19 protein-coding genes and 1 tRNA gene are annotated in these 22449 nt (G+C 58.7%); 11 read left to right on the plus strand and 9 right to left on the minus strand.

From position 1 onward, the window contains the following. Positions 1-8 precede the first annotated feature (8 nt). Complete coding sequence (locus QP982_RS06280; protein WP_147721753.1) at positions 9-1103, plus strand: DNA glycosylase AlkZ-like family protein; 1095 nt, start codon at positions 9-11, stop codon at positions 1101-1103. Between the two features lie 84 nt (positions 1104-1187). Here QP982_RS06280 and QP982_RS06285 read toward each other — a convergent pair whose 3' ends face one another. Beyond that, positions 1188-1628 carry a universal stress protein gene (locus QP982_RS06285; protein WP_005511992.1) on the minus strand — a complete coding sequence of 147 codons (441 nt, stop codon included), beginning with the start codon at positions 1626-1628 and terminating at the stop codon, positions 1188-1190. A gap of 132 nt (positions 1629-1760) precedes the next feature. Then, complete coding sequence (gene uvrB / locus QP982_RS06290; protein WP_016422912.1) at positions 1761-3893, minus strand: excinuclease ABC subunit UvrB; 2133 nt, start codon at positions 3891-3893, stop codon at positions 1761-1763. Positions 3894-4291: 398 nt separating this feature from the next. Between uvrB and QP982_RS06295 the strand changes: the two genes are divergently transcribed. The 3 genes from QP982_RS06295 (at position 4292) to QP982_RS06305 (ending at position 7279) form a co-directional block, all read left to right on the plus strand. Further along, positions 4292-5176, plus strand: coding sequence for a DUF559 domain-containing protein (locus tag QP982_RS06295; RefSeq protein WP_284870318.1), 885 nt, complete (start codon positions 4292-4294; stop codon positions 5174-5176). Positions 5177-5270: 94 nt separating this feature from the next. Next, a complete protein-coding gene (locus tag QP982_RS06300; RefSeq protein WP_240593373.1) occupies positions 5271-5960 on the plus strand; it encodes a hypothetical protein in 690 nt (229 codons plus the stop codon). Between the two features lie 104 nt (positions 5961-6064). Continuing rightward, on the plus strand, positions 6065-7279 hold the full coding sequence (locus QP982_RS06305; protein ID WP_284870319.1) for an aminotransferase class I/II-fold pyridoxal phosphate-dependent enzyme: 1215 nt from the start codon (positions 6065-6067) through the stop codon (positions 7277-7279). Here QP982_RS06305 and coaE read toward each other — a convergent pair. From coaE to polA, 5 genes are all read right to left on the minus strand, one after another. Continuing rightward, positions 7212-7853: a dephospho-CoA kinase gene (coaE, locus tag QP982_RS06310; protein ID WP_049190004.1), complete on the minus strand. Its 642-nt coding sequence runs from the start codon at positions 7851-7853 to the stop codon at positions 7212-7214. The two genes, QP982_RS06305 and coaE, sit on opposite strands and share 68 nt — an antisense overlap. 33 nt (positions 7854-7886) lie before the next feature. Continuing rightward, entirely contained in the window at positions 7887-8996 is a 1110-nt protein-coding gene (locus tag QP982_RS06315) for a glutathione S-transferase family protein (protein WP_502870635.1), read from the minus strand. A 95-nt stretch (positions 8997-9091) separates the two neighbouring features. After that, positions 9092-9301: a hypothetical protein gene (locus QP982_RS06320; protein WP_070429619.1), complete on the minus strand. Its 210-nt coding sequence runs from the start codon at positions 9299-9301 to the stop codon at positions 9092-9094. Between the two features lie 73 nt (positions 9302-9374). Next, on the minus strand, positions 9375-10838 hold the full coding sequence (gene rpsA, locus QP982_RS06325; protein ID WP_005510285.1) for a 30S ribosomal protein S1: 1464 nt from the start codon (positions 10836-10838) through the stop codon (positions 9375-9377). A gap of 282 nt (positions 10839-11120) precedes the next feature. After that, entirely contained in the window at positions 11121-13751 is a 2631-nt protein-coding gene (polA, locus tag QP982_RS06330; RefSeq protein WP_069359791.1) for a DNA polymerase I, read from the minus strand. 459 nt (positions 13752-14210) lie between these two features. Here polA and QP982_RS06335 point away from each other — a divergent pair, with 459 nt between their 5' ends. From QP982_RS06335 to QP982_RS06345, 3 genes are all read left to right on the plus strand, one after another. Next, entirely contained in the window at positions 14211-14801 is a 591-nt protein-coding gene (locus tag QP982_RS06335; protein ID WP_049190009.1) for a TetR/AcrR family transcriptional regulator, read from the plus strand. A gap of 207 nt (positions 14802-15008) precedes the next feature. After that, on the plus strand, positions 15009-15986 hold the full coding sequence (locus tag QP982_RS06340; protein ID WP_069359773.1) for a DUF368 domain-containing protein: 978 nt from the start codon (positions 15009-15011) through the stop codon (positions 15984-15986). 50 nt (positions 15987-16036) lie between these two features. Beyond that, positions 16037-16110 (plus strand) — tRNA-Leu (locus tag QP982_RS06345). 275 nt (positions 16111-16385) lie between these two features. Here the strand turns inward: QP982_RS06345 and QP982_RS06350 are convergent. Continuing rightward, positions 16386-16688, minus strand: a complete 303-nt coding sequence (locus tag QP982_RS06350; protein WP_053087298.1) for a hypothetical protein — start codon at positions 16686-16688, stop codon at positions 16386-16388. Between the two features lie 149 nt (positions 16689-16837). Next, positions 16838-17596, minus strand: coding sequence for an Ltp family lipoprotein (locus QP982_RS06355; protein WP_080969583.1), 759 nt, complete (start codon positions 17594-17596; stop codon positions 16838-16840). A gap of 757 nt (positions 17597-18353) precedes the next feature. On the opposite strand from QP982_RS06355, the gene QP982_RS06360 reads away from it, so the two are divergent. The 4 genes from QP982_RS06360 (at position 18354) to ehuA (ending at position 22448) form a co-directional block, all read left to right on the plus strand. Next, entirely contained in the window at positions 18354-19673 is a 1320-nt protein-coding gene (locus QP982_RS06360; RefSeq protein WP_187401585.1) for an NAD(P)-dependent malic enzyme, read from the plus strand. A 126-nt stretch (positions 19674-19799) separates the two neighbouring features. Beyond that, a complete protein-coding gene (locus QP982_RS06365) occupies positions 19800-20693 on the plus strand; it encodes an ABC transporter substrate-binding protein (RefSeq protein WP_016422930.1) in 894 nt (297 codons plus the stop codon). Positions 20694-20756: 63 nt separating this feature from the next. Next, a complete protein-coding gene (locus QP982_RS06370) occupies positions 20757-21674 on the plus strand; it encodes an amino acid ABC transporter permease (protein WP_369707174.1) in 918 nt (305 codons plus the stop codon). Then, positions 21675-22448 (plus strand): ectoine/hydroxyectoine ABC transporter ATP-binding protein EhuA, encoded by a 774-nt coding sequence (ehuA, locus tag QP982_RS06375; RefSeq protein ID WP_016422932.1) that lies wholly within the window; start codon positions 21675-21677, stop codon positions 22446-22448. It begins immediately after the preceding gene. Position 22449: the final 1 nt, after the last annotated feature.

The raw sequence follows: 22449 nt of genomic DNA on the forward strand, positions 1-22449 counted from the left end.
GAGACATAATGTCCCAAAACTATCTACCTCAGCTAGCTGAACTTCGCGCACGCCGTCTCATTGCCCAGGGGTTAGCTGCAAGTCAAGCACGCAGCGATTGGAATACAAACCTCAAGTCGCCTGCATTATCAGCAACGCATGGCATGGTTGCTCTGCAAGGACAGAATTATTCGAACGGTGTTGATGCCATCGCCTTGCGCAGTGGCAGCACCACCGACGATGTTTTAGCAGCCATTTCTTCTTACGACATCGTTCGCTGTTGGTCGCAACGAGGCACCCTGCACTTTGTTTCAGCGCAAGACGCGGGAGCAATTATGAGGTTGACGAATCCGCGCATCGAAAAGGCAGCAGCAAGACGTCGTACGACACTCGGGCTTTCTCAAGATGATGTGCAGACCGCAAGGGCAGCATTTCATTCCGAATTGCGCTCACGTGGCCTGTCCGACCCGCTGACTCGGACTGAAGCCTATGAGGTTTTCGCAGATCATGGAATAGACCCCACGGAACAAAGAGGTCCTCACCTACTGCGCACATTCGGCGGCGAAGGCGCTGTCGTCCAAGGGCCACGAAGAGGATCCGAAGATACCTTCGTCCTGCTTGCCGACGTAACGTCCAAAGACGGCCTCTCAGCAAATACCACAGAGGGCTCCAGCACAGAACACTCAGCTGAATCCACGCTGGCCGACATTGCCTGGCGCTATGTTAATTCCCGCGGACCTATCTGTGTAGCTGACTTCGCGTGGTGGCTGGGGCTGACGAAAACTCAAGCGAAAAAGGCCTTTAAGCTTATCGACCACTTAATAGCTCCTTTCTCCCTCGATTCCTCTGCCTCTCCGCACACGCCAACTGACACAGAATTCACCGGCGAAGGACTCGCACAAAATGAGTACTTCATGCCGGCATGGCAGCAGAACGTAGCTGAGGCCGAGCTTGAAGCCGCGCTTTCACTGACGCTTCGACTGCCCGCTTTTGACGAGTACCTCATGGGCTATGGCAGCCGTACCGAAGTTCTTCCTGAATCCCTTCGCAACCAGGTCTTAACCAGAAACGGAATTAGCTGGCCTTTTGTAGTTGAAGAAGGGGTTATCACCGGCCGACAATAGAAAAACCGGCACCTCAACTAAGAGATGCCGGTTTAAAACGAAAGCTAAATTGTTAGCTGACGGTCTTACTAGCTCACCGTTTTGTTAGCTCACAGTGTGAACAATCATGACGTCACAGTCCGACTGACGAGCAACATCAGCCGGCACGGAGCCCAGCAGACGACCAGTCAGCGAGTTAATACCGCGGTTGCCAACCACCAGCAGGTCAGCGCGACGGTCAGTGACCAGAGACATCAGAGCCTCAACCGGGGAGCCGGAACGAACCTCGGTCTCAACCTTGGTAGCGCCGACGGCCTCTGCGGCCTCCTTAGCAGCAGCCAGGTTCTTCTGAGCCGGGTCATCACCGAGGACCTGAACCGAATCCTGGCGCAGGGTCTTGGACGCATCCTCTGCAGTCTCGTAGTAAGCGCAGCCGATAACCAGGGTGGCATCGAAAGCCGCGGCAATCGAGGCAGCGCGCTCTACTGCGAGCAGCGACGACTTAGAACCATCCGTGCCGACAACAATGGTCTTGTAATCACTCATGAAAACTATCCCTCACTGTGGAAGTTGCATTAAAACAGTTCATCGTGCGTAACGCCGTCGTTGCCCCGAACCCACTGGCCAGAGCCACTTTCGCGAATACACTGTTTTACTTCCCACAACAGTAGCAAAAAACTACTCGACACCGGCCTCAATCATCCCCTTAAGTTCCTTCTTGAGGTCGAAAATCTCATCGCGCAAGCGCCCCGCGAGCTCGAACTTCAACTCTCGCGCAGCCGCGGCCATCTGCTCCGACAGGTCCGCGATAAGCGCCTCGAGCTCCGCCCTCGGCATCTGCTTACCGCTAGCACCATCGGCCGCGCCCGAGCCGTCGGCACGCGAGAGCAGCGCATCAGCGGCCGCACCGGTCTTGCCTTCGTAATCGGTGTCAGCGTTGTCGTAGACCTGATCCAGAATGTCCGCGATCTTCTTGCGCAGCGGCTGCGGATCGATGCCATGCTCAGTGTTGTAAGCAATCTGCTTTTCGCGGCGGCGCTCCGTCTCGTCGATGGCGAACCGCATGGAATCGGTGATCTTGTCGGCGTACATGTGCACCTCGCCGGAGACGTTTCGCGCGGCACGACCAATCGTCTGAATCAACGAGCGCTCCGAACGCAGGAACCCCTCCTTGTCGGCGTCGAGGATTGCCACCAGCGAAACCTCGGGCAAGTCCAGCCCCTCGCGCAGCAGGTTAATACCGACCAGCACGTCGTACTCGCCGAGACGCAACTGCCGCAGCAACTCAACGCGCTTGAGCGTATCAACATCCGAGTGCATGTACCGCACCTGCACACCATTTTCGAGCAGGTAGTCGGTCAGATCCTCCGCCATCTTCTTCGTCAGGGTGGTGACGAGAACGCGTTCGTCACGCTCGGTGCGCTTTCGGATCTCGCCGATCAAATCATCAATCTGCCCCTCAGTAGGCTTAACGACGATCTTGGGGTCCACCAGCCCAGTCGGACGAATAACCTGCTCCACATACTCGCCACCGGTCTTTTCGAGCTCATAGTCACCCGGCGTTGCGGACATGAACACGACCTGGCCCACGCGGGCATCGAATTCGTCGAACGTCAGCGGGCGGTTATCCAACGCCGATGGGAGGCGGAAACCGAAGTCGACGAGGTTGCGCTTACGGGAGGCATCGCCCTCGAACATGCCGCCAATCTGCGGCACGGTGACGTGCGACTCATCGATGATGGTGAGGAAGTCCTCCGGGAAATAGTCAATGAGCGTCGCGGGGGCCGAGCCCGGCGCGCGACCATCGATGTGGCGCGAGTAGTTCTCAATGCCGGAGCAGAAGCCGACCTGTTCAATCATTTCGAGGTCGTACTCCGTGCGCATGCGCAGACGCTGTGCTTCCAGCAACTTGCCCCGGTTTTCCAGATCCGCCAGGCGTTCGGCGAGTTCGGCCTTGATGTCCGCGACGGCCCGTTCCATCCGCTCCGGGCCTGCGACGTAGTGCGTAGCTGGGAAGATGCGCAGCTCAGGGACTTGGTCGATGACGTCGCCTGTGACTGGATTGAGGTAGTACAGCGAATCAATCTCGTCGCCGAAGAACTCCACCCGCACGGCCTTTTCTTCGTAGGCCGGGATGATATCGACCACGTCACCTTTTACTCGGAAGGTGCCGCGGGTAAAGGCAATGTCATTGCGGGCGTACTGAATGTCCACCAAAAGGCGCAGGAACTGGTCGCGGTCGACTTCCTCGCCCTCCTTCAGCCACACCGAACGGTCGAGGTATGACTGCGGGGTACCCAGGCCATAGATGCAAGAAACAGAGCTGACGACGACTACGTCGCGACGCGACAGCAGCGCTGAAGTAGCCGAGTGGCGCAGGCGCTCCACGTCCTCGTTGATGGAGGAATCCTTTTCAATATAGGTATCGGTCTGCGCGATGTAGGCCTCGGGTTGGTAGTAGTCGTAGTACGAAACGAAGTACTCGACCGCGTTGTTTGGCAGCAGGCTGCGGAGCTCATTGGCCAGCTGGGCCGCAAGCGTCTTGTTCGGTGCCATGACGAGGGTTGGCCGCTGCACCTTTTCGATCAACCACGCTGCGGTGGCTGACTTACCGGTGCCCGTGGCACCCATCAGGACTACCTCGCGCTCGCCTCTATCTAGGCGCTCCGACAGTTCCGCGATTGCCTGCGGCTGGTCGCCCGAGGGCTCGAACTCGCTGATGACCTCGAAGTTTCCCTCAGCGCGCTCGACTTCACCGACGGGACGGAACTCCGAGTGCGCGAGGACGGGTTGCTCTGCTGCAAATGCCATAGTTCCCAGCGTAGCGAAGGCTGTCTTGAAAGCGGCTGGTTACGTTACTTCCTGGGGCTTTGGGCTGTCCAGGGCTGGGGCCCAGGGGCTTAGGAGCGGCTGTCGAGTTCCGGACCAACATTAAAATCGGCACAGATTTGGACAAGGCTGGCATAAAGTCGCTGCCAGGCCAGCAAAGGCGGGTTCCGCTTCACCAGCTGGCCCTTAGTGCGCATGGACTGACTCCTGGTGAAGCGCAAGCCGTCTTATCGATGGTCCGCGGCTGCGGCTGCGAGGCTGCAAGGCTGCAAGGCTGCGGGAGGCCTGGGTTATCCACACCCTGAAAGTTGTCCACAGATTGGACGTGGAGCCTCTCTCACAGAAAATCCCCTGGGCCGAAAAAGCTTAGAGTCCCGACCATGGGAAGTTTCACCACGGCCGAGTTGCGTGCACTCGGCATCGGAGAGAAAAAGACCAGAGCCCTCCTACAACAAGGCAGGCTAATTAAATTGGTACGTGGCCTCTACATTGACGACCACTCTCCCGCCTCAGTCGCCCGAGCAATCACGGGGCATTACAAAAGCATTGCGCTAACCGGTAAAAGCGCAGCTCAAATCCACTTGAGACTTCCCCTGACACTTCCTATCCAGGCAGAGGGCGCGGGATCAGTTCAGGCCGAGACCTTCTCCATTAGGCACAGCCGCCTGCCGGCCTGCACCAGAATCGATGGCATACCAGTTGTCGAAGCCCTCTGGGCAGCACGCGCTTCAAAAGACTATGCACACAGAATCCTGGAAACACACTACGCCGGCCGGGACGGCGAGAAGCGACTCAACCACGACCTCCGCCGGATGCGGAAAGTCCCCGCATGGCTGCGTGAAACCATCGCTACCACGCCGATTGGCTCATGCAGCGAACTCGAGCGCAAGCTGGCCCGTCCACTAATCAAGCGCGGGTACCGCATCCGAATGAACCAGTACATCGGCCCCTACTGCTTCGACATCCTGCTTGACCAGTGGAAAATAGCTATCGAAGTCGACTCAGAGACGTACCACGCTAACGAAGACTCGTTCATCACAGATCGCTGGAAGGCCAACTCCGGCACGCTGCACGGCTGGATAATCCTAAGGTTCACAGACTCATGCATCAATTGGAATCTCGACAGCGTCCTCGACGAGATCGAGCAGGCAATCCGATGGGTACAAAAGCGCCGTCCCCGCGTGGACTATAAACCAGGATGGCCTGCCTGCCAGAAAGTTTGGGAGTGGAATCCAACGGTTGGCTACGCCAATAAGCAGCGATAAACAGCCGATATCGCGAGATAAACAGCCATCCACTTGCCAAATTGTTATTTATTTTGTAATGAAAACTGACCGAACAGCAACTAGCCTGGCGCCTATGAACACTTCGCGCCGCACACCAGTCCACACGCCCGCTACGACTCGCCCAGGTTCCACCACTCGAAAAGCAACCTCACACCGAGCCCTTGTGGCCGGCATCCTCGCTACCACCGCATTGGCTTTCACCGCCTGCTCAACACAGGAAACTGAAGCAGCGCCCGAATCTGCTGCTCCGGTTGAAACCACTACCGTTACTCAGACCGAGGATGGCGTGTCTGACAAGAGTTCGGGCAACACGCCAAACCCAACCGGTTCTGCACCGGACCAGGGAGGCGATACATCGACGGCGGAGACTGGTGGCGCGTCGACGTCGTCAAGCGAAAGAGGCGACAACGGCGACGGGAGCCGGCTTCGTCAGGACATGACCGCTGAAATCTACAACAACCCCTCGCCGGGATCTACCTTCATGGCGGCCGGCGAACAGGCAACCACCTGCATCTACGGCGATGGGTACGGCCTCAACCTCATCGCGGCGGGCCCGAATACCAGCTGCGACTTTGCGAAGGCCGTTTTCAACCAGCAGACCGAGGGGCTTAACGCCTCGGAGGACAATATCCGCGACCACCTGCAGCCAAACATCAAGGCCAAGAGTCCCGCGACCGGGAAGACCTACGACCTCAGCTGCAGCACACAAGACGACGTTGTCGTGTGCACCGGCGGCAACAACGCGAAGATTTACATGTACTAGCGCACCAGGTGGCGGTCGGCAGTCGGTGCAACTGCTGGCCGCCAGCCGCGATTCGCCGATGGGGAATCGCAACAAGCCCGCAAACTCCCGCCTACAGTGAAACCATGACTGTTTCCCGCTTGCGCCCCTTCGGCGAGACCATCTTCGCCACCATGTCCCGCCTCGCTACCGAGCACGAGGCAATCAATCTTGGGCAGGGCTTCCCGGATTGGGATGGGCCGGACGAGGTGCTCGCGGAGGCGCGACATCAGATAGCTGGAGGAAACAACCAGTACGGCCCCGGCCGCGGTATGAAGGTGCTCCGTGATGCCATCGTCGCCGATCGCGCCCGCCGCACGGGGCAGGTCTACGACGCCGACACCGAATGCCTCGTCACGGTCGGCGCCACGGAGGCGATTGCCGCCACCGCCTTGGGGCATCTCGAACCCGGCAGCCACGTCATCGTCATCGAGCCGTACTACGACTCGTACAAAGCCGTCATCGCACTGGCTAACTGCACATATACCGCGGTGCCGCTCATCCCCGCAGCTTCCGGCACGGCACGCTCCTGGTCGCTCGACCGCAGCGCGCTTGCCGATGCCGTCACCGCTAAAACGGCCATGATTATCATCAATTCGCCGCACAACCCCACCGGCACCGTCCTCACGGAGGAGGACTTGCAGGCCATCGCCGATGTCGCCATCGCAAACAATCTACTCGTGCTTGCCGACGAAGTCTACGAACGCCTGTACTTCAACGGATTGTCACACTCTTCCATCAGCACTCTGCCGTGCATGCGTGAGCGCACCATTGTCGTGTCCAGCGCCGCAAAAACCTTCAACGTCACCGGATGGAAGATCGGCTGGGCGCTGGCCCCGACCGAACTACTCGATGGCGTCGTCAAGGCCAAGCAGTTCTTGAGCTATGTCGGCGCCACTCCCCTTCAGCCCGCAGTCGCCCGTGGCCTGCAGGAATGTGCCCCATGGGTGGACGAGCTGGCGGGTCAGCTCGAGGGCAACATGCGGCTCCTCGCCGATGGGTTGGAGGGCCTTGGCGCCGACGTCTTCACGCCGCAGGCAGGGTATTTTGTCGTCGCCGATGTCTCGAGCTGGGGGCTTGGCGACGCCCTGGAGACCTGCACCCGCCTGGTCAAGGAATGCCGCGTCGCAGCCATCCCCGTCACCGCTTTTGTGGATGACCCAGAGTCAGAAAAGTACCGCTACCTGGTGCGGTTCGCTTTCTGCAAGCGCGCCGAGGTGATTGAGAAGGCTATCACCCGGCTGCGGGATTATCTTGCTGCCCGGCCTGCAGCTGGCGAATCTGATTCAGCGGCTGAATAATCCGCTCCCAAATCCGGTCGACCTGGCGCACGAGGTCCTCCTCGGTGCCTGAGTTTTCCAGAACTACGTCGGCGAACTGCAGGCGCTTATCATCGCTGATTTGCTTAGCGATGCGCTGCTTCGCATCCTCTCGGTCTACACCACGGCTTTCCACCAGACGGTCGAGACGGACCTCCACCGGGGTATGCACAACTACGACGAGGTCCTGTGCTTCCGACTGCCCCATTTCAATCAACAGCGGAGAGTCAAAAACAATGATGGCGTCACCTGCCGCGTTGAACTGCTCTTCGGTGCGCTGCTCAATACGCGGATGGGTGATGGAGTTCAGCAGCTCCGTCTTCTCCGCGGATACGAAGGCGCGCTTCGCAAGCTCGCCGCGGTTGAGGGAGCCGTCGTCAAGCAAAATGCCCTCGCCGAAAGCTTCGGCGAGTTCGGCAAGCGTCGGTTCCCCGGGTTCGACGACGTCGCGAGCGATCTGATCAGCGTCGATGATGACGGCACCGAGCTCGGCAAACCTACGGGCGACCGTAGATTTCCCACTGCCCATGCCGCCGGTTAATCCTACTTTGAGCATGTCTCTAAGGGTACGTGGACACGCCCCCGCACGTTAGTGCTTTACGACGAGATCCTCGATGCGGTGACCCTCTTCAACGGGATCTGGGTTGACTGGGACCGGGGCGGTGCCGTTACCGAATGGGCTGCTACCAAGGGCCTCACGGCCGTGCGGCTGGAGCAGGTCAGAGAGCTCCGGCCCCTTCGGGACAATCCCTAAAGGATTGAGGTCGCGATGGACTTCGTAGTAGTGGCGCTTGATATCGACGAAGTCAGTGGTGTCGCCGAAGCCCGGAGTCTGAAAGAGATCACGCAGGTAGTTGTATAGAACCGGCATCTCGGAGATCTTGCTCCGGTTGCACTTGAAGTGGCCGTGGTAGACGGCATCGAAGCGGATGAGGGTTGTGTAAAGGCGAATGTCGGCCTCAGTGATGTGGTCGCCCATGAGGTAACGGCGGGTCTCTAAGCGCTCAGAAACCTTGTCTAGGGCATCGAACAGCCGGTCGTAAGCCTTGTCGTAGGAGTCCTGCGAGCCTGCGAAACCACAGCGGTAGACGCCGTTGTTGATCTCGGTGTAGATGAACTGCATAAGCTCATCCATTTCCTCGCGCATCTCCACCGGGTAAAGATCCGGGGCGCCTTCGCGGTGGAACTCGGTCCACTCGGTAATGAAGTCCAAGGTGATCCAGGGAAAGTCATTGGTCACGACCTCGCCCGACTCGATCTCGACGATGGCCGGAACAGTAATGCCACGCTGGTAGTCCGGGAAACGCTTGAGGAATGCCTCCTGCAGGCGCTCGTAGCCGAGTACTTCATCGCGGCCACCTGGGCCTTTGTCGAATGTCCAGGAGCGGGCATCGTGCACTGGCCCTGGAATTCCGACTGAAATTGCATCTTCCAAGCCGAGCAACCTGCGAACAATAAGCGTGCGGTGTGCCCATGGGCACGCGCGAGCCGCGATGAGGCGGTAGTGACCGGCTTCAACGGGCCACGTCTTAATTCCGTCGCCTACCTCGCGACCGTTCTTAACAATGCGGTCGTTGATATAGCGGGTGTCGCGGTTAAAGTCCTTACCCTCCTGCGAGTACACACCACCGGTAGAATGGGAGGAATCCTCTACGTGATTAGCGTTATCTACCTGTTTGGCTTCGTCCTTTGTTGTCATGTCATCAATCATATGGGCAGAAAGATAGGCTGTCAACGGCAGTAAGGGCAGCCAGAGCCACCAAAATCGACAAGGCCACCAGGACATTAGGGCCCTTAGGGCCAATAGGACGGCTTGCGCTTCGCCAGCAGCCCGTTACTGTGCAGCAAGCCACTTCTGGTGAAGCGCAAGCCCGCTTTAGGCAACAGCGGCGCCACCTTTATGGCCCAAAGCCCCAACACCAGGACCAAAAATGCAGCAAGCCCCCAAGCCGCCGCTATAAGAACAAGGCCGAGCAGGTGCCCGTCGTAAAGCAAAGAAGGCACGAAAAAGCCCCAGCGAGGAAAACCTCGCCGGGGCAATTTCTCAAAGGGACGTGTAAGCCCTTAGCGGTCTAGCTTAGTTGCCAGCCAGCTTCTCGCGCAGAGCAGCGAGCTGCTCGTCGGAAGCCAGGGTGCCGCCTGCATTGTCTGCAGCCGGTGCGGCCGGAGCAGCCGGAGCTGCCTCGCCGGACTCGGAGGAGTAGTTCGAAGCGGTCTCTGCAGCCTCGGCAGCTGCAGCGCGGTGACGCTCGATCTGGGCAGCGTGCAGCTGGTGGTGACGCTCTGCCTCTGCGTAGCGAGCCTCCCACTCTGCGCGCTGGGTCTCGAAGCCCTCCATCCACTCGTTGGTCTCCGGGTCGAAGCCCTCCGGGAAGATGTAGTTGCCCTGCTCGTCGTAGGAGTCGCCCATGCCGTACTTGGTCGGGTCGAACTCTTCGGTGAAGTCCTCGTCAGCCTGCTTGAGGGACAGGGAGATACGACGACGCTCGAGGTCGATGTCGATGACCTTGACCATGACCTGCTCGTCGACGGAGACAATCTGGTCCGGAACGTCGATGTGGCGGGAAGCCAGCTCGGAGATGTGAACCAGGCCCTCGATGCCCTCCTCGACGCGGACGAACGCACCGAACGGAACCAGCTTGGTGACCTTGCCCGGAACAATCTGGCCGATTGCGTGAGTGCGGGCGAAGACGCGCCACGGATCTTCCTGAGTAGCCTTCAGGGACAGGGAAACGCGCTCGCGGTTCAGGTCGACCTCGAGAACCTCGACGGTGACCTCGTCGCCAACCTGGACAACCTCGGACGGGTGGTCGATGTGCTTCCAGGACAGCTCGGAAACGTGAACCAGGCCGTCAACACCGCCGAGATCGACGAATGCGCCGAAGTTGACGATGGAGGAAACGACACCCTTGCGGACCTGGCCCTTCTGCAGCTGGTGCAGGAACTCAGAGCGGACCTCAGACTGGGTCTGCTCGAGCCATGCACGGCGGGACAGAACGACGTTGTTGCGGTTCTTGTCGAGCTCGATGATCTTGGCCTCGATCTCCTGGCCGATGTACGGCTGGAGGTCGCGGACACGACGCATCTCGACGAGGGAAGCCGGCAGGAAGCCGCGCAGGCCGATGTCGAGGATCAGGCCGCCCTTGACGACCTCGATGACGGTACCGGTAACCGGTTCGTCGTTCTCCTTGAGCTGCTCGATGGTGCCCCAAGCACGCTCGTACTGAGCGCGCTTCTTGGACAGGATGAGGCGGCCTTCCTTGTCTTCCTTGGTCAGGACCAGCGCGTCGATCTCATCGCCAACTTCGACCACTTCGTCAGGGTCGACATCGTGCTTGATGGACAGTTCGCGGGAAGGAATGACACCTTCAGTCTTGTAGCCGATGTCGAGAAGAACCTCGTCGCGGTCAACCTTAACGACGGTGCCTTCAACGATGTCACCATCGTTGAAGTACTTCATCGTCGAGTCGACAGCGGCCAGGAAATCCTCAGCGGTGCCAATGTCGTTGATGGCAACCTGAGGGACGTTAGAAGTGGACATATAAGATGTGCTCCGAAGCGGATAGAAATCGAAAAACGGACAATTTCGGCCTTGCCCCTCAAAGAAACCCCTGGACAACCGGGCCAAATCCGCTTTCGGCGAATCTCACCATTGGCAATTAGTTAACCCGATGTCCATGAAGCTCGAGGCTGCAAAGTCGGCACGCTAATGCATACCTAGCGAACAATACCGATTTGAGCTGCGACATTCAAGTCCGCAACACATCCGCGGCAAGCCCGCATCAAGTCCGCCGACCAGCACTACGGCCCGACCTTCGCACCACTAATGCGCAGCAGTATCCCAGTTCACACCAGCACCGATGGAAACATCCAACGGCACCAGCAATTCAGCCGCCGAGTCCATCTCGCGATGCAACAGCTCCTTGATGGCTCCCTCTTCCCCATCTGCAACTTCAACAACCAGTTCGTCATGAACCTGCAGGAGGACACGTGAGCGCAACCCGCCCCGTCGTAAAGCATCGTCGACCCGGAGCATCGCAATCTTAATAATGTCTGCCGCCGACCCCTGAATCGGCGAGTTCAATGCCGCACGTTCCGCGTTATCGCGAGCGATGCGGTTGTCGGCGTTGAGTTCCGGCAGGTAGCGACGACGATCGAACATCGTGGCCGTAAAGCCGTCCTTGCGCGCCCGCTCAACAACCTTGTGCAGGTAATCGCGCACGCCGCCGAAGCGCTCGAAGTAGTCCTCCATGAGCTTCTTCGCCTCGCGCTGCGGAATGTCGAGCTGCTGCGCCAGACCAAAAGCACTCAGACCATAAGCCAGACCGTAACTCATCGCCTTCACACGACGACGCAGCTCGGGCGTAACCTCATCGATGCCGACACCGAAAACCTTCGAACCAACGTAGTTGTGCAGGTCCTCGCCCTGTCGGTAGGCCTCAATCAGCCCCGGATCCTGCGACAGGTGCGCCATCACGCGCATCTCAATCTGCGAGTAGTCCGCGGTGATCAGCTGCTCATAGCCATCGCCGACCACGAACGCCTCACGAATCCGTCGCCCGAACTCCGTGCGCACCGGGATGTTCTGCAGATTCGGCTCCGTCGACGACAGACGCCCCGTCGCCGCGACCGTCTGATTAAAAGTCGTATGAATACGGCCATCATCAGCGACAGCCTTAATCAGCCCCTCCACGGTCGACTTCATCTTCTGCGACTCGCGAAACTTCAGCAGGTAATCCAGGAACGGATGCGGGTTGACCTTCGCCAGCCCCTCAATCTCCTTCGCCGCCGTGGAATAGCCAGTCTTCGTCTTCTTTGTCCTGGGCATCCCCAGCTGGTCAAACAGGACCTCTTGCAACTGCTTCGGCGATCCGAGATTCAACTCAGGCTTATCGACGAGGTTGCGAGCCTCACTCTCCGCTTCATCGGTAGCCGCCTGCGCCTGCTTTCGGAGCTCCTCGAGCGCATCAACATCGACAGCGATACCGGCACGCTCCATCCGACCCAGCACTGGGGCGAGCGGGACTTCCAGGTCGGCGTACACGCTGTAGAGCCCGGCCTCGTCGAGTTCGACAGCCAATCGCTCAGCCAGGTCGATGACGGCGGCGACATAGGAAGCGTCTTCGGCCGGGCCATCGAGCAGGGTCATTTGGCCATCGGCCTGCGAAAGAGTCTGGCCCAGGTGACGCTGGACGACGTTGTCCAAGCTGTAGCTGCGCTGGCTTGGGCGCAGCAGATACGCAGCCAGGAAGGTGTCGTGGATGACCCCGGCCAGCTCGAAGTCGTAGTTCCAGAGTGCATGCATGGCCGTTTTAGAGTCATGCACCAGCTTCGGATGGTCGCCAGCGAGCCACTCGCGCAGTGCGTCGGCATCTTCGGCGGAAAGATCACCCAAGTCGAGAGAAACAGCCTGGCCGGAGGTCTTGCCCTTCTCATCTGCGGAGCCAATCATCAGGGTGTGCTCCCCGACCTGCAACGCGGCCGGCTCGTGCAGATTATCGAGCCAGGCAGCCAGGGCGCCGTCGTCAAGCGAAACAGCCTCGAGCTTTGTCGCGCTGTCGCTGGTGGAGGCGGTGACGCCCGCGCCTTCGATGGAAAGGGTGCGGAAGACGCGTTCGCGAAGGTTGTCGCCGAATTCAAGGCGGTCGAAGAAGTCGATGATGCCCTGGGCGTCGGCGGGACGGAGCTCGAGCTCGTTCGGACCATACGGCAAGGGCAGGTCCTTGACCATTTCGGTGATGTCGCGGTTCAGCTGGACGTTTGCGACGCGCTCGCGGAAGTTATCGCCGACTTTGCCGCGGATTTCGTCAGCGTGGTCGATGAGGTTTGCCAGCGTGCCGTACTGAACGATCCACTTCGTCGCGGTCTTCTCGCCGACCCCCGGAATGCCCGGGAGATTGTCGGAGGGGTCGCCGCGGAGAGCCGCGAAATCCGGGTACTGAGTCGGCGTCAGACCGTACTTCTTCTCGATAGCAGCAGGCGTGAAGCGATGCAGCGTGGTGACGCCGCGCATTGGATAAAGCACCGTGGTGGTGTCGTTGACCAACTGGAACGAGTCACGGTCACCGGTGACGATGAGCGTTTCGAAACCCTCGGGCTTGGCCTGGGTAGCCAACGTCGCGATAATGTCGTCGGCCTCGTAGTTGTCCTTCTCCAGCGTGACGATGCCCATCTCTTTCAGCACCTGCTGAATAAGCGGCACCTGACCACGGAATTCCTCAGGAGTCTTCTCACGCTGGGCCTTATACTCCGGGAAAATCTCGTTGCGGAACGTCTCGCGGGCGACGTCGAAGGCGACCGCCACGTGCGTGGGCTTTTCCTCGCTGAGGATATTGGACAGCATAGAAAGGAAGCCGTACACCGCGTTCGTTGTCTGACCACCGGTGGTTGAGAAATTATCCACCGGAAGGGCAAAGAACGCGCGGAAGGCCATGGAATGACCGTCGATAAGCATGAGGGTCTTCTTCATGACATCCCAGTGTAGGAAAATATTGAACAGCGTAGGAAAACTGAGATACGCGCTGAGGAATCGCGAGCTGCGGAGGATGAGCTGTTGGCCAGTCAGCTTCAGTGAACAATAATTACGGTAATCAGGCTGCATTTTGAAACGGATTCAGCAGCCCCTTAGTCCACCTGAACAGTGATTCGCAAGAGTGAGCCTCTCGAGCGTCGCTTGGCACCTGGTTTCAGTTTCCGAAATGCTGTAATCCAACTTTAATATTCGCCTTATTTTCCTGGAGTTTTTCCATATTTTCCAGCGATTGTTCAACAGCATGCACGGAACCTGCCCCAAATGAGGCACCTAGAAATTACCCCCTCTTTGAGGTGGCCGCGAAAACATATCACCACGTCCTGCGCATGCCTCTGAAATCAATTGGCGTAGTTACGCTTTCATGGCTTTAGACTCTTCAGCATGAGTGAGTTCGATTCGACCGATTTCCAACGGAGCGCCCAGTCCACCCGCGAGCGCATCATCGCGGCTGCAGCTCGGCACTTCGCGCGCAAGCCTTTGCGAAGCGTGCCGCTGAAGGAAATTGCCAGCGATGCGGGCGTTAGCGCGCCGCTCATCATCAAGTACTTCGGCTCCAAAGAAGGTCTCATGGCCGAACTGATTGACTTCAGCCAGTTCAAAGGCACACTCAGCCGAGCTCCCTTCAATGAACTTGGCCAGCGGATGGCCAGCGCTATTTTGACTGGTCAAGGAATGGCCGGACAGTCCATGATTCCACTGATTGTCGGATCCCTCGACTCCGAGGAAACCGCAAAAGTCATTGCCGAGCGGTTCAATGAAGCTGTTGCAGATGACCTAATTCGCCGCGTCGAAGCGGACGGACCGGAAGACGTTAGCTACGACACTGCTGTGCACCGCAGCCAGATGGCTATTTCCCTCTGCGTCGGATACCTAGTTCTTTCCGACACCGGCCTAATCGATGAGGCCAACGCGCCGAGGATTTCGGTTGAGGCCCTGGGCAGCTGCCTGCAGCAAATCATCGAACACGGCTAAGAACCGAGCACGGCTAAGAAAGCAGCTCCACTGCCCACCGCCTACTGCCCCCCCACTGCCACCGACTACTCCTTCGTAACTCACTGAATCAGCAGCGCCACCCCAGGCGCTGCTTTTTTGTTTTGTGTCTTTAATCGCACCCCGAAGCTACTAATACACACACGGAAATACGCTTCTTCTCAGGTGGAAGACATACAATGGCCTGCGATGTCTACTGAAAATACGAGCGCTCCTGGCGCAGAGTCGACCACGCTGCCGACCACGAGCCCCTACTCTGAAATCCCGAAGCCGACCCCGCTGGGTGTCATCGCCAACGCAGTTCGCGGTGGCCTCATTGGTCTCGCCGAGACGATTCCGGGGGTCTCCGGCGGCACCCTTGCGCTGATCACGGGCATCTACGGACGCCTGATTGAATCGGCAAAGCGCATCACCGACCTGCCGCGGGCAACTTCGAAGGGCACCTTCAAGGAGGACCTTCGCAGAATCGACTGGTGGCTGCTCATCCCGGTGGCTATCGGCATGGTTGCCATGGTCTTCTCCATGGCAGGCGTCATGGAGAACTTCGTCACCAACCAACCAGTCGCTTCCCGAGCACTGTTCATGGGCATGATCGCCGCCTCGATCACCATGCCGCTGAACGAGCTACCGCCAGGCGCTCTGCGTCAGCCGGGCATGCGCGGCAAGGCCATCGCCGTCTTCCTGTTCTTCAGCATCGCCCTGTTCGCGCTGACCTCCCTCCCCCAGGCCGCACCGACGCAGCCGCCTCTCTGGCTCGTACTCATCGCCGCCTCGATTGCCGTGTGCGCACTGGTTCTGCCGGGCGTTTCGGGCTCTTTCTTCCTACTGGTCATCGGACTCTACGCACCGACCATGGGCGCAATTCACGACCGTGACTTCGCCTACATCGGCACGTTCTTCGTCGGCGCGCTGATCGGCATCGTCCTGTTCATCCGCCTCCTCGAATGGCTGCTGAGTACGCACCAGGCGCTCACGTTGGTCGCCATGTCCGGCCTCATGCTCGGTTCACTGCGCGCTCTCTGGCCGTGGCAGACCGAAAACAACGAGCTCCAGGGCATCGGCTCCGACTGGGGACTCGCCCTCGGACTGTTCATTCTCGGCGCCGCAATCGTCAGCGTCGTCGCTTATGCGCAGCGCCGTTTTTCTAATTCGGGGTCGATGGACTAAACTAGTCAAAGTCGCTTCGATAGAGCATTTTCGCTTATCGACGGCTTTGCGCCCCTGTAGCCCAATTGGCAGAGGCAACGGATTCAAAACCCGTCCAGTGTGAGTTCGAGTCTCACCGGGGGCACGATTTTAAAACCCGCCTTCACCTGACTTTTAGCCTGGTGGGGGCGGGTTTTTGGTTGGGTTAGTATTCACTATCTTTCACTCTTTTTCACGCACTTTCACGTACTTTCACGGGTATTTTGCACCAAAAATGAGCCAAAAAAGAGCCACGTATTGCCTGCTGAATCCTGCGTTAACTCCTGGGTGAATCTGTTTTTGGGCATAAGAAAACCCCGCCACTACCGATTGAGTGAACGGGGCAGTGCCATGGCGGGGACTCGCACCCCGCGAATGTGGCTACTCCATGGCTTTTGAGTCCGTTGATTTCAACAGGCGAGCATACGCTCTGAAAACTTCTTCATCGCCATCGACGTACTCGGACATCCCACTCAACAAAGCTTGCCGCTGCTCTTCTATGATGGAGACTCGAAACTCAGCGATGTCTTCTGCAAGATAGGTGGCTGCGACTGCGTAGCGGCGCAGTGCCGCGGTTACTTCTGATTTGCCGCCGCGGTCGCCGATGCGGGCGCGGTTGATAAACGGCACGAATTGTACCGCGCCGAAGTTGTGCTGCAGACACTCGCTCAACTGCCCGGTCACGCATTAAAAACTGCCGAGACGGTTTCCGCTTCACCAACAGCCGTTCAGTGTGCAGCAAATGCATTCTGGTGAAGCGGAAGCCGTTCTTTTGCAGCAGGCATCCAACTGGACTCTGGCCAATTGGCGTCATCAACAAACGAAGCCCGCTGCTACAGGTTATCCACCGCGTACTGAGCTTCCTCCGGAGTAAACTGCTCGCCGTATTCCGACGTCAGCTGCTCGTAAACCGCATCCGGGGACATCGCCATCGAATCCTGGTAGATTCTCGCCTTTTCCAGTGCGTTCTTATTCCAGTCCGCATCGAGATTGTCCATTGCATACTGGGCTGCCTCCGGTGAGAACTTCTCGCCGTACTCCGAGGTCAGCTGATCATAAATACCGGCCTTCGACATGTGCATGCGATTCGCGTAAATCTCTGCCTTGCGGAGAGCATTCTTGTATTCGGTCGGGACCTTCTCATCCTGCTTTTGCTGCTCCCCCGTCTGACCTTGCTGCTCATCTACACCTGCCTCGGAAGACTCAGCGAAATCGGCATTCTCAACAGTCCCAGAATCAGCCGCAACGGCAGTCTCCGAACCAAAGAGAGATGCAGCTTCAGAATCGGAACCCGACTCAGTGTCACCGCCACCAGTCAAGCTGGCCGCCACAGCGAGGACCACGACAGCGCCCGCGGCAATACCACCCCATTTGAAGCAGCCACCCTTCTTCTTTTCTTTCGGAGCCGGAGGCATCTGCCCCGCTGCCGACGGACCCTGCGGGTAGGGCTGCTGGCCGAGCGGATCCTGCGGGCTGTGCTGGTAGGACTGCTGCCCCAGCGAATCCTGCGGATTCTGGGAGCCGTACGGATTCTGGGAGCCATACGGGTTCTGTGGACTCTGCGGGTTCTGGGGGAAAGTGGAATCGGACATCGTAAGAAGCCTCCTGCGTAGAAGTTGCAATAAACGAACAGCTCTCTGTCGTCAGTTGGAACTATCCCAGGAACTCCGGATTCAACTTTCCGCACTACACAAATATTTTCGATTCGCGAACCATAAGGCACCACTGAAGGTAAGAAAAAACCAGGCCTCTACCCCATAGAACAGGGCTTGGAACTGGTTAATCTCTTTAAAAACTAACCTTCAACCCCGGCCAGCGCTTACTCAATATCGGCAAATAATATCGCCAACATTTTCCAAACCAATAGAAGGCCAAAAGCGGCCAAGGCATGGAGCCCCTCCAACGACAGCCGCCCATATGGAACCCGACAGCACATAGACACCCCACCGAAGGCACTTCCTAACAAAGATGCTTCCGAGCAAGCTCGATGCACACCTTCATCACAAACGACGCAGCTGAGTAGCCCTTAACACAAACGATGCCATGGCAGGACTCGTCGAACTCGGCAAAAGCCGGGGTTCCGGCATCACGCCCGCGGCCGCCAGCCCCACGACACTTCCCAAATCCCCGCTCCCCCAACCGCAAAGATTTTATTTTCCACCCCACTGTCCATATAATGAGATACCAATCCCGTATAGCAAGACTGGTTTAGTTTTTACGCACACCACTACGTATCACCTGCCAAGCTTTGCTCCCGGCTTTACGCACTGCCCACCAGCAGCTCACGCCGCGGTCGAGTTTTCTCAAAGTACAAAGTACTCAGTACTCAACACGTTTTGGACTGTCATCATGCCTGCTGCGAATTCCCCCTCTAGCTCCTCCGCCCACACTGCGAACGCGAACTCCGCTAAGACGCCACTTCACGCAGTACCGGAGGACACCGCCCCCACAGATCCGTCGACCATCACCGATGCGGAAATCTTTGAGGCACACCGAGGCGGCAAGCTCCGCTCCCACTCCACCATGAAGCTCGAGACAATTCGCGACCTCTCCATCGGCTACACCCCAGGTGTCGCTCGCGTCTGTGAGGCCATCCACGAAGATCCGGCTCTGGCCCGCACCTACACCTGGACCGGCCAGAACGTCGCAGTGGTTTCCGACGGCACCGCCGTGCTTGGCCTTGGCGACATCGGGCCCAAGGCCGCGCTACCGGTGATGGAAGGAAAAGCCCAGCTCTTCGAGCAGTTCGCCGGCATCTCCGCTGTGCCAATCGTCCTGGATACCCTCAATACAGAGGAAATCATCCAGACGGTCAAGGCGCTGGCGCCGTCGTTTGGCGGAGTGAACCTCGAAGACATCTCCGCGCCTCGCTGCTTCGAGATCGAGCAGCGTCTCGACCAAGAGCTCGACATCCCCATCTTCCACGACGACCAGCACGGCACCGCCATCGTCATCGCCGCCGGCCTGATCAACGCCTGCAAGCTGACAGGTCGCAGCTTCCAGGATCTCCGCGTGGTCATCTCCGGCGCTGGTGCCGCTGGTGTCGCTGCGACGAAGATGCTGCTGTCCGCTGGCATGTCCGACATCGTCGTCGTCGATTCGCGCGGCATCATCCACCCAGACCGCGAGCCACTGAGCGACATCAAGCAGTGGGTCGCCGGCATGACTAACCCGCGCGGTATCACCGGCGCGATCAACGATGCGCTTGTCGACGCTAACGTGTTCATCGGCGTCTCTGCCGGCCGTATCGGCGAGGATGCGATTAGCCAAATGGCCGCTGACCCGATTCTGTTCTCGCTGGCCAACCCGATTCCGGAGATTCCGATGGAAGTCGCCCGCAAGTACGGAGCCGTCGTGGCCACTGGCCGCTCGGATCATCCGAACCAGATTAATAATGTGCTGGCCTTCCCGGGTCTGTTCCGTGGCGCACTGGAGGCGGGTGCCAAACGGATCACCGAGGCCATGAAGCTGGCTGCTACTCAGGCCATTGCAAATGTTGGCGTAGAAGACCTGAGTGCCGACCGCATTATCCCGTCGGCGCTGGATTCGCGCGTCATGCCGGCCGTGGCGAAGGCTGTCCGCGATGCTGCGCTGAGCGACCCGGCCTCCGGCGCGGTCGGCCCGCTCGACGTCACTGGCAATGGCTTTGCTGCAGCTGAAGCGAACTAGAAAACCGGCGCTGACTATTCCCCGGGAAGTCTGAAAAGTGTGCGGTTTTCCTGCACCAGCCTAAGACGCAGCTGAATAGGGGTACCGAATTTAAGGTATTCCTGTGCCTAGGTAACATATTCAGATATGAAAAGACCCATCGCATTGGCGGCTGCCACGCTGACTGCGACCTTGTTCTTAGGGCTTACAGGCTGCGTCACCAATGACGAAAGCGGTAACCCCGAGGGCTGGTCAGAGATCAAACCGGCAGCGGTCCCCGAACTGGCGAAACAGGTCCCAGCAGATCTTCGTAAGCGCGAAGTATTGCGCATCGGCACCAACCCAACATTCGCCCCGGCAGAGTTTAAGGATTCCGCCGGTTCCATCATCGGATTCGACATTGACCTCATGCGGGCCATGGCCAGCGTCCTGGATCTGCGGCTGGAAATCCAAGAACAGGATTTCGCACTGATTCTGCCGGCCCTGTCGGCCGGCGCAGTTGATGTTGGTGCCTCCGGCTTCACCTCAAACGAGGAGCGCCGCAAGACCTACGACTTCGTCGACTACCTGGATACCGGCCTGCAGTGGGCACGTCGCCCGGGCAGCGACGCCAGCTCCGACAACTACTGTGGCAAAACTGTCGCTGTTCAGCGCAATACCGTCGCTGACATGGAGGACCTGCCGGTAAAGAATCAGGATTGTCTGGATCGCGGTTTGCCACCAATTAACAAATTGGCCTACCAGGATGCTGGTACCGCAGCTACCACCGTGGTGCTGGGGCGTGCTGACGCGCTGGCAGCTGACTCACCAGTCAGTGCCTACGCGGTCAATCGTTCTGAGGGCAAACTCGAACTTGCCGGAGATATCTACGATGGTGCCCCGTTCGGCTTCGCTATTCCGAAGGATTCAGAACTCGGCCCAGTACTCCAGCAGGCGCTGCAGTACCTCATCGACAACGGCCAGTACAAGCAAATCCTGACCACATGGGGTTTGGAAGACGGTGCTTTGGAACGCGCCACTATTAACGGAGAGGAACTTTAAGTGAGCGACTCATCTGCGTCTGGCGCCCGCTACGAGGCCACACAGGCGGAACTCAACGAAGAAATTAAGGCCAAACCGCTGCCGCACCCGGGTCGCTGGATCACCGCAGCAGTGCTGCTTGTGCTCTTCCTGTGGTTCATCATCGGTGCCGCCCGCAACGAGGCCTACCACTGGGATGTTTACTTCCAGTACCTGTTCGACACACGAATCGCCGCTGCCGCTGGCTGGACCATTGCACTAACGGTCCTGGCCATGCTCATCGGTATCGTCGGCGGTGCCATCGTCGCCGTACTCCGAATGTCGGACAACCCCGTGCTGTCCACTGTTGCTTGGTTCTACCTGTGGGTTTTCCGAGGAACTCCGGTCTACGTGCAGCTGGTCTTTTGGGGCCTCCTCGGCACTATCTACTCGACGATTGACCTGGGCGTTGCCGAGGTTGATCTCAGCACTGTCCTGTCCAATACCTTTGTGTTAGCGTTCGTCGGTCTCGGCTTGAATGAGTCCGCATACATGGCTGAAATTGTCCGTGCCGGCATCCAGGCTGTCCCGGAGGGCCAGACCGAAGCATCGAAGGCACTGGGTATGAGCTGGTGGCAGACTGTCCGCCGCACCATCTTGCCACAGGCTATGCGCATCATCATCCCGCCGACGGGCAACGAGTTCATCTCCCTGCTGAAGACCACTTCGCTGGTCATCGCAGTGCCGTTCTCGCTGGAACTCTACGGCCGCTCCACGGACATCGCCAATGCGCTGTTCCTGCCGGTGCCGATGCTGCTTGTCGCCGCCACCTGGTACTTGGTCATCACATCAATTCTGATGGTCGGACAGTTCTACCTTGAGCGCTACTTCGCCCGCGGCGCTACCCGTCAGCTCACCGCCCGCCAGCTGGCCGCGCTTGCCGACGCCGAAGGTGTGCCGCTTGCAAATGCTCGCGTTGTCGATAAGGACGAAGAGCACTTCTACCGAGAGGATCCGCAGTAAATGACTACCAAAGATTTGATGGTTGAGGCGCAAAAGGTTCGGAAGAACTTCGGCCGTCTCGAGGTCCTCAAGGGCATCGACCTGGAAGTTCCACGCGGTACGGTTACCTGCCTCATTGGGCCTTCGGGCTCCGGTAAGTCCACACTGCTGCGCTGCATCAACCACCTGGAGAAGGTCAATGCCGGCCGTCTCTACGTCGACGGTTCCCTGATTGGCTACCGCGAAAAGAACGGCAGCCTCTACGAAATTTCCGCCGCAGAAGCTGCCCGTCAGCGTCGCGATATCGGCATGGTGTTCCAGAACTTCAACCTGTTCCCGCACCGCACGGTGCTGGGAAATATCACCGAGGCACCAGTGCTGGTAAAGGGCGTCTCTCAGGAGCAGGCTGAAAAGCGTGCCATGGAGCTGCTGGAGACTGTTGGTCTGGCTCACAAGGCCGATGCCTACCCTGTTCAGCTCTCGGGCGGTCAGCAGCAGCGTGTTGCCATTGCTCGAGCCCTGGCCATGGAGCCGAAGCTAATGCTCTTCGATGAGCCGACTTCCGCTCTTGACCCCGAGCTCGTCGGTGAGGTTCTCAACGTCATGCGTGGTCTGGCCGATAAGGGCATGACCATGGTCGTCGTGACGCACGAGATGGGCTTTGCCCGCGAAGTCGCCGACCAGGTCGTGTTTATGGCTGACGGCGTGGTCGTGGAGAAAGGCACCCCGGATGAGGTGCTGGGTAATCCGCAGCACGAGCGCACCCGCAACTTCCTGTCTTCGCTGTTGAAGTAAC

Source organism: Corynebacterium sp. MSK019, from assembly GCF_030232425.1.
Taxonomy (GTDB): Bacteria; Actinomycetota; Actinomycetes; order Mycobacteriales; family Mycobacteriaceae; genus Corynebacterium; species Corynebacterium jeikeium_D.